At 49.9% G+C, this 15,694-nt stretch carries 10 protein-coding genes; 1 reads left to right on the forward strand and 9 read right to left on the reverse strand.

All coding sequences use genetic code 11. The features are described 5' to 3' along the window. Positions 1-21 precede the first annotated feature (21 nt). The 5 genes from EYB31_RS21105 to EYB31_RS21125 form a co-directional block, all read right to left on the reverse strand. Positions 22-912 carry an ABC transporter permease gene (locus EYB31_RS21105; protein WP_420819462.1) on the reverse strand — a complete coding sequence of 297 codons (891 nt, stop codon included), beginning with the start codon at positions 910-912 and terminating at the stop codon, positions 22-24. A 466-nt stretch (positions 913-1,378) separates the two neighbouring features. Continuing rightward, on the reverse strand, positions 1,379-3,007 hold the full coding sequence (locus EYB31_RS21110) for an extracellular solute-binding protein (RefSeq protein WP_338119966.1): 1,629 nt from the start codon (positions 3,005-3,007) through the stop codon (positions 1,379-1,381). 263 nt (positions 3,008-3,270) lie between these two features. Then, entirely contained in the window at positions 3,271-5,499 is a 2,229-nt protein-coding gene (locus tag EYB31_RS21115) for an AraC family transcriptional regulator (RefSeq protein WP_131015392.1), read from the reverse strand. A gap of 268 nt (positions 5,500-5,767) precedes the next feature. Then, entirely contained in the window at positions 5,768-6,541 is a 774-nt protein-coding gene (locus EYB31_RS21120; RefSeq protein ID WP_131015393.1) for a DODA-type extradiol aromatic ring-opening family dioxygenase, read from the reverse strand. A 33-nt stretch (positions 6,542-6,574) separates the two neighbouring features. Continuing rightward, complete coding sequence (locus tag EYB31_RS21125) at positions 6,575-7,231, reverse strand: alpha/beta hydrolase (protein ID WP_131015394.1); 657 nt, start codon at positions 7,229-7,231, stop codon at positions 6,575-6,577. 146 nt (positions 7,232-7,377) lie between these two features. On the opposite strand from EYB31_RS21125, the gene EYB31_RS21130 reads away from it, so the two are divergent. Next, positions 7,378-7,929, forward strand: a complete 552-nt coding sequence (locus EYB31_RS21130; protein ID WP_131015395.1) for a helix-turn-helix domain-containing protein — start codon at positions 7,378-7,380, stop codon at positions 7,927-7,929. Positions 7,930-8,004: 75 nt separating this feature from the next. On the opposite strand, the gene EYB31_RS21135 is transcribed toward EYB31_RS21130, so the two are convergent. The 4 genes from EYB31_RS21135 to EYB31_RS21150 all read right to left on the reverse strand — a co-directional run bounded on the left by EYB31_RS21135 (position 8,005) and on the right by EYB31_RS21150 (position 15,617). Then, positions 8,005-8,385 carry a hypothetical protein gene (locus EYB31_RS21135; protein ID WP_131015396.1) on the reverse strand — a complete coding sequence of 127 codons (381 nt, stop codon included), beginning with the start codon at positions 8,383-8,385 and terminating at the stop codon, positions 8,005-8,007. Positions 8,386-8,658: 273 nt separating this feature from the next. Beyond that, entirely contained in the window at positions 8,659-8,991 is a 333-nt protein-coding gene (locus EYB31_RS21140) for a hypothetical protein (RefSeq protein ID WP_131015397.1), read from the reverse strand. A gap of 21 nt (positions 8,992-9,012) precedes the next feature. Continuing rightward, on the reverse strand, positions 9,013-10,206 hold the full coding sequence (locus tag EYB31_RS21145; protein WP_131015398.1) for an aromatic acid exporter family protein: 1,194 nt from the start codon (positions 10,204-10,206) through the stop codon (positions 9,013-9,015). Positions 10,207-10,502: 296 nt separating this feature from the next. Continuing rightward, entirely contained in the window at positions 10,503-15,617 is a 5,115-nt protein-coding gene (locus tag EYB31_RS21150) for a DUF2252 family protein (RefSeq protein ID WP_131015399.1), read from the reverse strand. Positions 15,618-15,694: the final 77 nt, after the last annotated feature.

Here is a 15,694-nt window from a genome sequence, read left to right on the forward strand (position 1 = left end):
GGCAACTCCTTTCCAGCAAAATTAGATGATGCCTTGGTCGGTCGTTTTTTTCGCAATGTAGTTGGCCGTCAGGATGAAGATCAATCCCACTGCGGCCTGAAAGAACCCGACACCGGTCGCTATGGAATATTGGGCGGATTGCAGGCCCGTTTTGTACACAAAGGTGCTGATGACCTCGGAATATTCGCTGACGGTCACATTGCCAAGCACATAAGGGCGTTCGAAGCCGATCTGCACCAGCTCGCCCAACTTCATGATCAGCAGGACTACAATCGTCGATTGAATGCCGGGGATGGTGATGTAAAGGATTTTGGTCAAACGTCCTGCTCCATCGACATCCGCTGCCTCGTACAACTCTTTGTTAATCCCGGTGAGAGCGGCCAAATAAATGATGGTGCCCCAGCCCGCGCTGTGCCACACCCCGGTAGCCAAATACGTGATGACCCAATACGTTTTATCCGAAAGCCATGGAATCGCTTCCAGGCCGACATTCGCAAGCATGTTGTTCACAAAGCCGGATTTAGTGGCGAACACTTGATACACGATGCCGCCGACGATAACCCAGGATATAAAATGCGGCAAATACAATATCGTTTGCGCCAGCTTTTTGTACATCAGGCTGCGCAGCTCATTCAGCATAATCGCGAGAATAATCGGAGCCGGGAAAGAAACGACAAGATCAAGAAAGTTCAACATCAGCGTATTGCGTAAAACGGTGTAAAACTGCCGGTTCTGGAAAATTTGCTTGAAATTGTCCAGGCCGACCCAAGGGCTTTTGTTAACGCCCTGAAACAAATTGAAGTCCTTAAAAGCAATCGTCACGCCGTACATCGGACCGTATTTGAACACGAGGAAATAAGCGATCGGCAGCACAAGCAGCACGTAAAGCTGCCAGTTCCGACGCATATACATCCTCGATCCCCCCGGCCGGACAACGGCTGTCGCAGCTTTTTCGTTAGGCGCAGCAGCGGTTGAGTTCATTGGGGACCTCCTAAGAACTTTGCGGAGCAAAGTTCACATCGTAAGCATTAGCTGGTTTTTGCGCTAGCAAAAACTTACATCGTAAGCATAAGCTGAGCTTTCCAGAGGAAAGCTGACTTCGTAAGCATTAGCTGGTTTTTGCGCTAGCAAAAACTTACATCGTAAGCGAAGCCCCCTCCCCGTGCTTGCCGAGACCACTGAAAAAGCAGCGGAGTGAGCGAAATCATGCTGGAGAAGCGCCAGCGTTCGCTTTTGTCCCCGAATTTCACCTGCCGCAAGCAGGTAAATTCAAGAAATTCGGGGACAATTGGCGATCGTAAGCATGATTCGCTCATGCAGCGTTCACTTTTTCAGCGGCCCCGCGCTAGCCAGTTCGGGGGCCGCCTACGCGAATCCGTTACTTCTTCGCTTTCATTTCCTGATAAGCCGCTTTCCGCTCGGTGGCGATTTCCTGCCCGCCCGCAGCCATGAGGTCCTTCAGACCCTGTTCGTACGTTTTGTCAAAATCGGCCGGCTTCGCCAGCACGGATTTCACCAGCATCTCATGATACTTGTCGACCAGGCTGGTGCCGTATTTCACTTCCGACTGAATCGGCCGTGGGAATCTCAGCATCGGCTCGGTGTCGGTCAGCGCGATTTTACGGACGGCAACGCCTTCTTTCTCGAATTCCGGCGGCAGCGATTTGACGTCGAGCTGGGTATTCTTCTCTTCATTGCCGAGGTCCTGACCGTTGCTGATAATAATAAAGTCGCCGATACTGAAAAACTTGTCTTTGGTTTCTTGGTTGTCCAGCGTGACGGGGATTCCGTTTTCCATCTTGTAGTTTTTGCCCTCGTCGCCGTTCATGATCTTGAAATAGTTATCCTTCTGCGCCATAAAATCAAGATATTTGATCGCTTCGTTTACATTTTTGCTGCTCTTCGGCACGATAATGTACATCCCGGCAGGCATATATACCGGTTTCGTATGTTTGCCGTCCGCTCCCGCAAACGGGTCGACCGGAGTCATTTTGGCCCCTTTGATGTTGGTTTGCATGACCTTAAATACGCCCGGAGTCGCTTTGAGCGGGTTGGTTGTATCTTCGCTGAACAGGCCGACCTTACCCGTCATCACATCTTGGCTCAGCTTTTTCTTGTCTTTATCCAAGGCAAAATCGGTGCTCATCAGCCCTTCGTTGTACAGCTTGTTGAGGAACTGCAGCGCTTCCTTATGACCTTCGGTCAGCAGCGGATAATCGCGGGAGCCAAGCTGCATGCGCTGTGTATATTTTTCTTCTTCGGTCAAATTTTTCTTAATAAACGGCCAAATAATCGGTTCATAAGAGGACGGTGCCAGCGCCATGCCAAGCGGAATCAAGTCTTTGCCGACTTTGCCGGGGTCCTTCTCTTTCACCGCTTTCAGGAAATTGTATACTTCCTCCGTATTTTTCGGAGGCTGCATCCCAAGCGCGTCCAGCCAGTCCTGACGAATGAAGGAAGCATATTTGCCGAGATTGACGCGTCGGGCCGGAATTGCGTATTGTACATTGTTAAATTTGCCGTATTCCAATGTCTCGTTGCCAAGGAACGACTTTAAATTTTTACCGTTGTCTTCAAGCGCTTTGCCCAGGTCAGCCAGACCGCCCTGCTGCACATATTTGTATACGAGGTTGCTGTCGTACGTAAAGACGATATCCGGCGCGTCGCCGCCGCTGGCCATCAACACGTTCAGCTTCTCCACCTCTTGGGCACGCGGAACCGGAACGTATTCCAGCTTGATATTGTTCGGCGTCCCAAAGCTATCCTGCATCCATTTGGTCCAAAAGTTGTTCGTAGCCGATTGACCTGCGGGCGCATTGCCGCGATCGAACATTTCCACGCGCAGCGTGACCGGTTCCTTCTTAGCGGATGCGTTATTCGCGTTGTTGCTTGCGCTTGTTCCCGCCCCTGCATTCTGATCGTTGCTTGAGCAAGCAGCCAGAACTCCGATAGTCAGCATGGCGCTCATCGACAGAGCCACCGTTTTGTTTACTGTCTGTCTTTTCAACTGAACCCTCTCCTTGGTTGGGGAATAATAAAGTCCGTTTCTGGAGGTCGCTTATCCTGTGGCACCGGACGCAACTCTTTTATACCGCAGCCGTTCGCTTTGGTTCAACAAACATGATTCCGCAGCACCAACCGGAACGCCCCAAACGCCATTTTCAGGGGACCAACCGTTTTCCGCAGCACTGACAAAATTCCGTTTGGCGAAAAAAAAACCGTGACACAAGTCACGGGGAAACCCTTGATATTCAAGGGGTTATGCGTTTTTTACATCATTTTGCGATAATCGCCGGGTGTCGTTCCGACGACCTTCTTGAAGGTTCGGCCAAACGATATTCCGTGCGTATAACCGACCTTCTCGGCGATGTCCTGAATCGGATCTTCGCTTGCAAGCAGCAGACGTTTGGCTTCCTCCATCCGCAAATTGACAAGGAAGTCCACAAACTTCATGCCGAATTGTTCTTTGAACAGCTGGCTTACATATTTCGCATTCACATCAAACTTGTCGCTTAAGTGTGCCAATGACAAATCCGGATTGGCGTAGTTGATCTCGATGTATTGCCTCATCTCGGCGAGCATCGCCATCTGGCCCTTCGATTCTCTGATTGCAATATAACGGCGGTACAAATCGAGCAGGTGGTCAGTCAGTCCTTCGGCAAGCACATCAAGACTTTCCGCCTCCGCCATCGTTTTGCATAATGACGGGTAGATTTCTTGGTCCCATACTTGCTTCAACGAGTCGGGAAGCTCGGTCAGCTCTCTTTGCAGCAGATGGAGCAAATAATCCAGCAGGCCGCGAATTGCCTCATCTTCCGCGAACTCCTCGGCCATATGGCGAAAAATATCGCCCAGCACCGCAGTCCAAGCCTCATTGGTCAGCCGGAAATACTGCACTACGGTCGACAGCCGCTGGTAATACTCGTAAGTCCCGTCCGACGGCCTGGCATAGGTCTGATTATATGCAATGACCTTGTTGCTGCCCAGATTCAGCTTATGCCGGAGCAGCAGCTCAGCCTCCAGGAAGGCATTCCTGATCGCCCCAAACTCCGCAGCCGCCGAACCGATGCCGACCGTAATCGAAATTTTGAGATTGGTCTCCACCCATTCCCGGAACAGCTCGCTCATATGCACAACCTGAGCCAAATTCACCGGTTCCTGCTTATACACATACATAATACCCAGCCGCTGTTTCGAAATCCATTCCGCCCAAATCGACAAGCCGTCTTGTCTGGCGAATTCCTGCACGACATTGGTCAGCGCGAATTTGAGCAGATGCTGATCACGCTCGCTATACGCCTCCGCAAAGCTGGAATAGTTATCGATTTCGGCTATGCTCATGATGATCGCGGAACATTCATATTCTAGGTTCAAGCGTTTCATCTGAGCCTGCCATTGTCCCTTGGATATGTCACGCCCGCCCTCCAGCAGCTCCTGAAAAAACTGCCTGCGGTGAACCAGCAGGTCTTCTTTAAACCGCTTCTCATATTGATGGGTCTGATCAATCAGGCTTTCCAGCGCCTTTTCGATAAACGAAAATTCATCAAACGCTTTGCCATGTTGCAAACTCTTCTTCTGGTATTCCTCAATCCGTCCGAGGATAAGCTCAATCGGCTTGTAGTTTCTTCTTGTAATGTACACGATATACACAATACAGAGCACAAAGATGATACCGCCGATCCCAATCCACATGTAGGAAATAAAGGACACCCAGCCGAACAACTGCCCTGCCTTCAAACCGCTCACATACTTCCAGCCCAAATAAGAAGACACCGACTCGCTAAGCACCTTGCGGTTGGAGTCGTGCAGTTCCGGCGAGCTCTTCATTAAATTAGCGGGGTAAATCGGCCCTTCCTGATCCCAAATCTCCATAAATGTCAGCTGGCTGTTCACCATCTCGTCGACCATCCGAAGCAGCTCGCTGACCCGTATGTTGATCACGACAATGCCCTCATTGCCAAACGGCAGCATAGCCTGCTTGCTCAGCGTGATCACTTTCTCCTGTGGATCATTCGGAAATTCGCTGTATTGTCGCACCAAAGACCATTTGGACTGGAACGCCCCGGTTGTCTGGCTTTTCAGATAATCCTTGTCGCCGAATTTCTCCAGCGGGCCGACCGAAGTTGGGGTTAACACCAGCTGATCGCTGAAACGGTATAAATAAATCGAATGGATTAGAAATTGATTGGTAGACATTCGTTTGAGGTCGTTCGAAGCCTGATATTGCACAAGCCGCGCATCCATATTCGCCTTGGGGACAAAAAAATCACCGAAATCAGGGTTGGTAGCCAGCTCTTTCAGCATAAGCTGTTCAACACCGCGCAGTGTGGAATCGATCGATTCCGTCACATATTTGGTCGAGATTTGATTCGCCCGCTCGGCTTCTTTTTTGGAGATTTCGCTAACGATAAAAAAGGTAATAAACACGATGGTCGATATACCAACGATAAATATAGGAAAATAGGATAAAAGCAGCCGATTATACCACCGGTTACGCATAGAATCATCCTTGTCCGGAAAAATACTTATAATGAATTATATCATTAATATATAGGTATATCTCGTATCGTCAAGTCATAACCCAGGAAATACCGAACCTTGCGGGTGGTATTGTGCAACCGTTTCCTCTGCGCAGACCGGTTTGCACGACAAATCTGCACAGATAAAAAGGAGCCTTGCCCTCGCATCCGCTGGCAAAGCTCCTCTAATATTATCGTAAGTCCTCTTCTAATATCGCAAACCGATTTCTTCTCCTGTAAGAGACATTTTAGCCAAACTGCCAGCAACTTAAGCCTAAATTGCCGTATTGATAACTCCGGTGCAGCAGCTTCGCTTGCTTATTCGCATCCCCGGAACCCATAGCAAGCAGGAGCGGAATGAAATGCTCATTTGTCGGAACGGCTTCTTGAGCATATGGCGCCAGCTCTCTGTATTGAAACAAAGCTTCTGTATCCCAAGCCTCCAGCTTCTCCTGCAGCCAATTATCAAACGAGAAGGCCCACTCGTCAACCGCATCGCCCGCCTGCCAGCGCAATTTCCGCAAATTATGGACAGTCCCTCCGCTGCCGATAATCAGCACATCCCTCTCCCGCAGCGCGCCGAGCACTTGACCGATCCGGTATTGCTGCTCATTGGACAAGTGACGGTTGACCGATAATGCGATTACCGGAACGTCGGCGTCGGGGTAAATCATTTTCAACACAGCCCATACCCCGTGGTCGAGTCCTCTTTCACCGTCCACCCCGCATGGAATGCCATGTGTTTCAAATAAAGAACGAATTTCTTCGCTTAACGGCAGATGCCCCTCCGCCGGATACATCATCCGGTACAGCTCGTCTTGAAACCCGGAAAAATCGTAGATCGTGTCGTACCGGCTCACGGTACTGACCGTTTGCTGCGGCTCTTCCCAATGGGCCGAAAATACAATAACCGCTTTGGGCCGCGGCGTAGTGGCTCCAAATTGTTTAAGCAGATCCGTGTACACGTTAAGTTCTAACACGATGGAAGGCGCCCCATGGGCAAAAAAATACGATGGCAGCATATTCTCCGCTCCTTTAACTATAATGCCGGACCTTCAGGTCCGGTCGCTTTCCCCTGCGTCCTGATTGAACCAATTGGCAAAATCCTGCGCGTTGTCGGGAGAAACTCCGTGGTCCGTGGGGTAGGTCTTGAACAGCATCCGCGGCGCACGTTCTTGAAAATAAGCCGCCGTTTCATAACCGATTCGGATCGGAAACACCGTATCGTGTTCCCCATGCGAAATAAATATCGAAACGTTCTCTACACTTTTAAGCGTGTATTCGGTTTTCACAAAATCCGGCACGTAGCCGTTTAGCGCCACAATCCCTTTCAGCCGGTCGCCCATGGTCAGCGCAAGCGTCATGGAGAGAATCGCGCCTTGGCTAAAACCAAGCAAATACCGCCGGCCCGGGTCGACCGCGTATTTCTCCGTCGCATATTGAATAAATGCCTCTAACTTATGAACGGCCCGGTCAAACAGCTCCCGAATCGGATTGCCCAAGCTTTTCAGCTCATAATATTGAAATCCGGCTCCCAGCGGCAAATCGCCGCGAATGCCGATCACGATGAACTCCCCCGTTAAAGCTTGCACTAAACCAAGCATGTTTTTTTCATTAGAACCTTTGCCGTGAAGCGTAAAGATGGTCGGATATCTCTTTTCCGGATCAAAACGGGAAGGCAGCTGCACATCATACGAATAAGCTGGATTCATCACAATTCCCTCCACCAAATTATTAGTAATATAAAATTAATATCTTTATAACTAATTTAATTCCTCTAACACTGGAATGTCAACAAAGAAATTGTTAATATCAATTTAAAATATGTATTACAAATATTTTTAGGAGTGAACAATTCATGGACATCGGTTCCACCATTCGAACCATTCGCAAGCGAAAAAATATTACCATTGCACAAATTTGTGAAGCAACCGGGTTATCCCAAGGATTCATGAGCCAAGTCGAGACAAATAAGACCTCCCCCTCCATCTCGACTTTGGAGAATATTGCAAACGCCTTGGATGTCCCTTTGGCCTATTTGCTCTTGAAAAAAGAAGACCGCATGAATATCGTGCGCAAAGATCAGCGTAAAATCACGACAAGCGGCAGTGAAACTCTCAAAGTTGAGCATTTAAGCTCTACCAAAGGAGTTAAGATGATGCTTGTCGAATTTCCTCCGGGGGCCTCGACCGGCGATACACCACATGCCCATGAAGGTGAAGAAGTTCACGTGGTCATTCGCGGCACCGTGTTTGCCGAGCAGGGGGAGGATTCCGCCGAACTTCGCGAAGGCGATTCATTCAGCTGGAACGCTTGCATTCCGCATTGGGTGAAAAATATCGGCGAAGAGCCCGCCCTTGTGCTGATCGCCGTCTACACGGAAACGGAACAAGGAGCGGATATTTTATAGCCGCGGCGATCATTTGGCAACAAAAAAAACACCGTCCCTATTGGTTATTGGGCGGTGTTTTTGTGCAAATGTATGTTACCGGATACGAACCAGACTGCGCTGAAGCACCGTATCCCCTGCCTGCGGGGTAAACGGCGCGTTCGTCACTCCGTATACATTGGCGATCAGCTTGGGATCAAGACTCATCGTAATACGCACTTCATACTTAAATTTCACACGGGAAACGTCGGCATAGAGGAAAACCGATTTGTTAGGACCTACCACAACCCGGCATTTTCTTGTACCGCACGGGGTTACCTTCAAAGGGACCGGGGAACCGTTAGACCAATCGAATACTTGAACCTCGACGGTGCGGGATCCGCCCTTATTCAAATTCACTACATCCACCAAAGCAAACTTGGTTTTGGGCGGCTTGCGCAAAATCCCCGTCGAATACGTTGCTCGTTTCGCTTTCACTGCATCACATCTCCTTCCGCCTGATAATACAGTTAATGCAGCGGCGGCGAGATGGCTTGGATGATTGTCCCTTAAATAGTAATTCATGCGAATCGTATTGGCTTACAATGATCTGTAAACCACAATTATGAATACTTTTATATACACAAGTGCACTATATACCTAGCCCATTTAGGCTAAGAACCATCGATGTTGGCGATGGTTTTATGTATAATGGGTTTAAGAATCAAGGGATCATTGGCAATCACTTCGGTGGTTAGGCGATGGTCTCTTTTAATGTTTGCATAAATAATCGTAGGCTAATAACAACCTTCTCATTGAAGTGCTCAAGCTTGCCGCTCCAATCTCCTTTGCTTCAAGGACTTTCCCCTTTATGTATGCTTCAATCTGTTCCTTGTCTAACCTATGTATGTTGTAAGCAATGATATCCTGCTCCTTTTGCTCCTTGTAACCTTGGGAAAGTATTTCTTCCAGAGAACTCATTTTAATTGTATAAGACGAATTAATACCACTAGTGCAGCTGGCCAAATCGCAGTATCGTTCAGTTCGCTGCTTAATCTTTTCTTTTTCCACTGCATTAAGACCTGTCTTATCAATATCAACCATTCCAACATGCTTTTTAGGCGATCACTTGCATTCAGCAGACAACACATGGTTAATGTTCGCCACTTCCCGGACTAGCTTATCCTCGTCAAACTCAGCGACACTTGAAACTTCGATTGTTGTCGCGGCAAACTCGCCATTAACCCGGATCGACACATCCGTAATATTGAGGTTATACTGTTCCAAAATCCGGGAAACCTCGGCAATCAGCCCCGGACGGTCGATTGAGGAATAAGACAAATATCTCTTCACCCGTCCGGTATGCTCAACTGTAAACCGCTCCAGCTCAAGCAGGTATTCCCTGACATGCCCATATACGTTATAGAAGCCTTCCGAATCAGTGGAATCCGTCCACAACTGATTGCGCCTTTTATCCAGCACCAGTTGCAGCCGCCCCAGATTCAGTCTTTTTCCCTTGATGACACTCTCCTGCATCGCAATAACAATCCGCAGTGTTTTTTGCGCAAAAGCCAGTTCCGTTCCGGCCGCCAAATCAGCCTGATCAAGTACCTTCGCCATGTCGTGAATACGTTCCAGCATCGTTTCGAACGATTGGAATATGGTGAACGTATTTTTCGTGCGACGCTTACGGAATTTCTTATCTTCGTTGATCAGGCCGGAAATCTCTTTGCCCTTTCGGATGTAAGCCCTGATTTCGTCAAATTGGCTTTTCATCGACGTATAAGGCGTCATTCTGCCCCGTTCCAGATCGAGCAAAATATAATGGAGCAGCGTCCGCAGCATGCCTTCCGCTTGTCGAAGAATTTCCTCGGCCCGCTCTTGGTGTACAGGCTTATGAAGCAAATTGATCAGCGTCCCGATAATCGTTCCGATCAGCACTAAGGTGACCTGATTATAAGCAGCCGCCCAAAAACCAAGCCCCACCGTACCCATCGTGTTAATGGCAATAACAACCGATACAAGAAGCGAGTTGGTCCATTTCATATATACATGGAGGGCCATAAGCAGGAATGCCGTGAAGCCCATTGCCAGAAATGAATCGCCTAACGTAAATAATGCAGCCGCTCCCAATACAGCTCCCATCATCGCACTGGCGATTTGCTGAACCCCGTTGCGCAGCGAGCGATAAAGCGAGGGCTGCACAGATAACACCGCAATGATGCCGGCGAATTGATATGCATACAAGTGCAGGCTTTTCGCGATAAGAATCGATGCAGCAACCGCCACAGCAGTTTTGATGACTCTTGCTCCAAACATAAGAATTCCCCTTTCGCCACGATGTTTGAGTTATATTATATGACATAAACCAACCGTTTTGTTGAAGACAAGAACGAATTTTATTTGAATTTTCATGAAAACCAAATTGTATCTCTGTTTTTTGACAATATGTAACATATACATAACATATAATACACACAAAAAGACTGCCGAGAAGCGAACTGCTCTCCTTTAAGCAGACAGGTTAAAAATAAACCGTCACTTAAAGGGGCAGTCGGTTTCCCGACAGTCGAAAGAAAGATCTTACTCCGAATTCGTCTATTTTCTTATAAGTATTACTTCTTCTGCTGCAACGCCCTTAGGATCATAGCAGCCGCTTCGGCGCGGGTCGAGTTCGCTTGTGGCTTTAATGCGCCGTTCTCATATCCGTTCATCAGCCCTTTGTCTATCGCCGCGGCAAGCGAAGCGCGCGCCCAGCCGGATACATTAACGCTGTCGGTGAAACGCAGCTCTTTGTCCACCGGCGTTATTTGCGCTGCGCGAACGACAATCGCCGCCATTTGCTCGCGGGTGATGAAATCGTCCGGTCCGAAAACAGTGTCGTTATATCCGGACACAACTCCCAATGCTGCAGCCGTTTCAATCACGCTTTTGGCCCAATGTGATCCGGTGTCGCCAAAGCTTTTGCCGGTTTGCGCATTTAAATGGAAAGCTTTGACGATGACAGCCACAAATTCCGCTCTTGTAATATTCGTATCTGGCTTAAAGCTTCCGTCCGGATATCCGTTAATCGCTCCCAGCTTCACCAGTTCGCGCACGCTGGCTTCAGCCCAATGCCCGCCGAGATCGGCAAACGCCGTTTCGTTGCCGGTAGGCTGCTGCGTAGGTTCACCTTTTTTCGAGGCAAGAACAGCAAACTTCGTAAAGTGGTTTACGGAACCGGAGACTTTGCCGTTCTCTTGGTCGACTTTCAAATCCGACAGCTGCACCCAGGACCGGGTTTGCTCGTTTAGCCAATAAATACCTACATTTGAAGCTTTCAAGTCTACTTTGCTCTTGTCGAATGGCAGCGTAACAATCACCGATTTACCGAAGTCGCCGTCTTTATCTTTTTTGATCTCAAAGACGTCGCCAATCAGCTGCAAGGCGCTGTTTGCCGGAAGAACCGAAGTATCCGCAACTTTATCCACGGTCACCTGAAGGCTGCCTTCCGCTGCCCCCGCCGGCACCTCAATGATCACTCCATTTAATGTCAGCGTTCCTCCGTTGGTTCCGGAAATGGTACCGGAGTTGACAGGGCCGCCTCCCCCGCCGCTACTGCTACTGCTTGAGTAATAAGTAATCTTCGTATAGCTGGCGAACATCGTAAAATGCTTGGTCCAAATAACCAGATCGCCGCCAACCGTAATCGCCGCTTCGCCGCCGGCGGCAATTTCCCGATCGGCCGCCGCTTGGCTATCTTCCGTAATTGTACCCGTAAGCGGCGTAAATACGCCGCTTTTTACGAACCCGGCCGATTTGCCGCCTTGGCCCGGAATGAGCAGCCGCACCGCCTTATCAAAGGTTAAGGTGACATCCGGCGAGCCAACTTCGATAACGGCGCTCACGCTGCCGCCGCCGACCGATACGCTGGCATTGTCTTTGACCTCAGGCAGTTTGATCGTGCCGTCCCAGCCGGCCGGTGCTGTAATGGTCGTTCCTTCCGGAATCGAGACCGACACATTACCTAATGTGGTGGAAGCAGCTACATCAACTAACGGCAGTGTTGCTTGCTTGTTTTCCCCTGCCGTCGTCGTGGTTACCGCCAATTTGGCGTTTGTAACGCCTTGCGGTACCGAAATGCTGACAGGCGCATCCGTCACCGGAATCGGCGTGCCGGAACCAGCCGTTACCGCTTCGGCTCTAACCACGGTGACCGTATACAGCTTAGTTGTACCGTCCTGGGCTACAACTGCCACCTTGATGGTATTGCTACCTACATCTAACGGAAGCGCCGCCGAAGCCGCGTTATCGCTTAACGTAAGCGGACCGGCCACCAAAGCTCCCGTGCCGTTGTACACGCTCGCCGTTACCGCTGCATTAGCGGCATCATCCCGGATAGACGTTACCGTCGTGCTGCTTACGCCATTCGGTACTTTTAACGTATATTCCGTTGTACCCGAGGCAAATGCCGGGCTTATGTTTCCGCCCGCCAATACGAGCGACCTCAGATCGGCGTTGCTGCTGCCTGGCGAGCTGCCCCCGCCGCTTGAAGATATGTTCATGACGGAGATCGTATAAGTCATAACCGAGCCGTCCCGAGCCGTGACGGTGACCTGGATCGGATTTACTCCTGTTTGCAGCGCGACCATTTGTGTATTCACTCCGTCCGCCGTCGAGCCGTTTAATGTAACCTTCGCTTTGCTGTCCGCCGCCGTCGCTTTGATCGATACCGCAGTCTCATTCGTGACGCTAGCCGAGTAATTCCGAACCGGAACGTTAGCGGAATACCCCTCATAAGGCGTCAGCTTAACAAACGCCGGCGTCAACTGCGCCGCGCCGCTGCCCGCAGTCACTTCCAGTCCCGACAAATGCGTGACATCAAGAAGTGCACCGCTCGCCATCTCCGCTTGCATCAAGGCGTAATCCGACTTGGACTGCATATAATAAGCCGCCGAAAGATCCAGAAGCTTTTGCTTAAATGCCGCCCAGCTGTTATCGTCCATCGAGTTTACAAATTTCCCTGCGAATCCCGAAGCTGATCTGGCATGCGCCAGTGCATATGACTGTGCCGCATACTTCATATAATTGGCGAAATCCGTTTTGGAGGCAAAAGCCGTTTTGATCTCGGTATAATCGCCTTTGCTGATAGCGATGGCGCGCACCAGGAAACTGCGGCCTCCCATTGTCATCCAGCCAGCATAATTCTCCGTGTTGGCCGTCATTTTCTTGTAGTTGTCCATAACCCGCTTGCCATGATCCGTTCCATAAACGGCGTCATATTGACTGCGATCCGTTTCTGGGTTAGTGAACAATGTCGGCAAGTATTCTTCTTTCACATCCAGCAAAACGTCGTCGTTTTGCCCGGTGCTGTCTCCTTCAATCAATACGTTGAAGCGCGTCGAACCCCGGCTGGCATTACCTTGATTGACCCGGTAAACGACATCTTTCAGGTTGAAATAACCGGGATTTTTACTTCTAACGAAGCTATCGATGCTCGCCAGATACGAATTCCAATTGGCTTCAAAAAGCTGGCGTTCCGCCGCAGTCAATACGACGTATTTGGAGTTGGTCTTAAATTTTCTCGTTTGTGTCTGAGTATCTACCGGCACCGCGCCGTCCAACTGATCGACAAGGGTGACCGCAGCCATTTTATCGACCAGCGTTTTCGTAAATCCGTCGACGTTGCTTGTCGTCAGCTCTTTGTTCAACAGATTGCCGTCGCCGTTTACCGCCGCCAGCATGCTGCGGTATTCATCGAGGAAGCCGTTGATAATATCGGCCATATCCGCATCGGTCAAGCTTTTTTCGGTTGCCGTACCGTTATCTCTTTCCAGGAAAAGGCTTGGCACCATACGCAGCAAATCCCAATAAAATGGCGCCGGCGCCGAGCTGTCGAAATCGTTTAGCTCAAATTTCACCTGTCCGCTTGCATTTTCGAACGTCCCGACGTTTTGCAGGTGGGCGTCGCCTTGAACGGTCGTTTTCAAGTCCATCTGCTTCCATGCATCCGGAACCGGAAAAACGCTTGTGTTTAAGTCTTTAAAGAACACGTCAGGCGTGCCCCGGAAGAAATCGAAGCTGCCGGCTGCCTGCGTAACATACTTGTCGGCTTTCATCGCCGGATCGGAGAAGAAAGCATTGCTGGCCTTAATGCTGTTCGCCAAAAAGTTTTTTCTCGTGAGGTCCGACACGGTATTCATCTTCTGAATCGTAATGCCGCCGACCGGATCGGAATCCTGGATCGTCTGGCTGTCTACGGTCGTATTGGTTAACACGGAATTGTGCAAAACGAGCGAATACGTTTGATCTTTGGTAACCGGAATGGATGAAGTGCCGGAAATGCGGAATGTAATCTGATTTTTTGCGTCGTTCACGGTTGCCGACAAGGAAAGACCTTGCGGCAGCGCCGGCGTCAGGGCGTAAGATGAAGGGTCCAGCGTATCCTTGAGCGACACGCCGCTCACATTGAGTACCGACACCGTAAATGACGATTGGTTCGGATCAACCGTCATCGCCGTGGACATTTTTACACTGCCGGACACCAGGGCGGCATTCACTTTGGGCAAAGGGACCGCAACTGTAAAACTCACGGGATCGGAATCGGTCTGCTCTCCCGAAGTTACGCCCGCGGCTTTCACTTGCACCGTAAAGGTCTGATTGGCCGTTACAGCGTTGACGGCAGTGCCTGCGATGCGAACTTCCAGCTTGTGGCCCGCTGCATCGAGAACAACGGTATACGTCAGCCCTTGCGGCAGGTTGGAAACAACTACGCTGCTTTCGTTAAAAGAGCTGCTTAGCTGCGTCAAAAAGGGAAGCTGCAGCGCAACCGTATTTTTCGATGAATCGACGGTGGTGTATGTAGCCATCGTTACGCTATTGCGAAGAGAGTCCGCCAGGGCGTAAATTTTTTGCGGATTGCGGGCGCTCTGCGAGTTACGTACATTAGCGGGATTGGACTTGTATGTATTCGATATGGACGTACTGCCGCCAACTTCAAAATCAGTAACATTAACGCCGGAGTTATATCCGTTGCCGTAGCTATTTTCATTCGCATTTGGCGTGCCGTCCGCGCTGCTTGTCGAAAGCGGAGAACCTGATGGATTGGCAGGGCTTACCGCCTTGCGGACGTAATAATTGTAAATTTTCATCGCAGGTGCGGAATTCGCGTCTGAATCCCCATAAACGACAGCATCTTTAATCGACGCATCGCCGCCCACAAGCTCGATTTTTCCGGTATCCTTGTCCATTTTGAATATACCGGTGGCACTGGATGCGGTAATATCCGGTGTCGGCAAATCCGCACCGTACTTCGGTTGGTCCAAGGCTTCGGCTCCGCTCGGATTGCGGTCAAAATCTTCCTGAATCAGAAAGTAACCGTGAGGCTGGATCGTTCCATAAATATTGGTCGTGACGGAAGTTTGCCACGTGCCCGAACTTTTGGTTGCGTACTGAAGTTTCCAGCCTGCCAAATCAACCGCCGCTCCGGACGGATTGTACAGCTCGATGAAATCGTATTTATACAAATTATTGTTCTTTACCGTTGTCCCGGAGCTGAAGCTCGGACGGTTGCCCGCCGGATTGAACTTGCTGATGACGACGTGATCGGCCGTTTTTGTAAATGTTTCCGTTGCATGAGCCGTTCCTTGGGCTAAGCCTAACAAGCCTGCCATGGAGCTGCAAACAAGAGACAACAGCGCGACGTAAGTGACCCACATTCTTGACGATCGCTTAAGAAATAGATGGTGCACGACATGATCCTCCCTTTTTAAACAAACCAGTATGCAATCTTTTCCTTACGATCATATCCCCTGATTGTTAGCGACAG

The organism is Paenibacillus thalictri (assembly GCF_004307995.1).
Classification (GTDB): Bacteria; Bacillota; Bacilli; order Paenibacillales; family NBRC-103111; genus Paenibacillus_AF; species Paenibacillus_AF thalictri.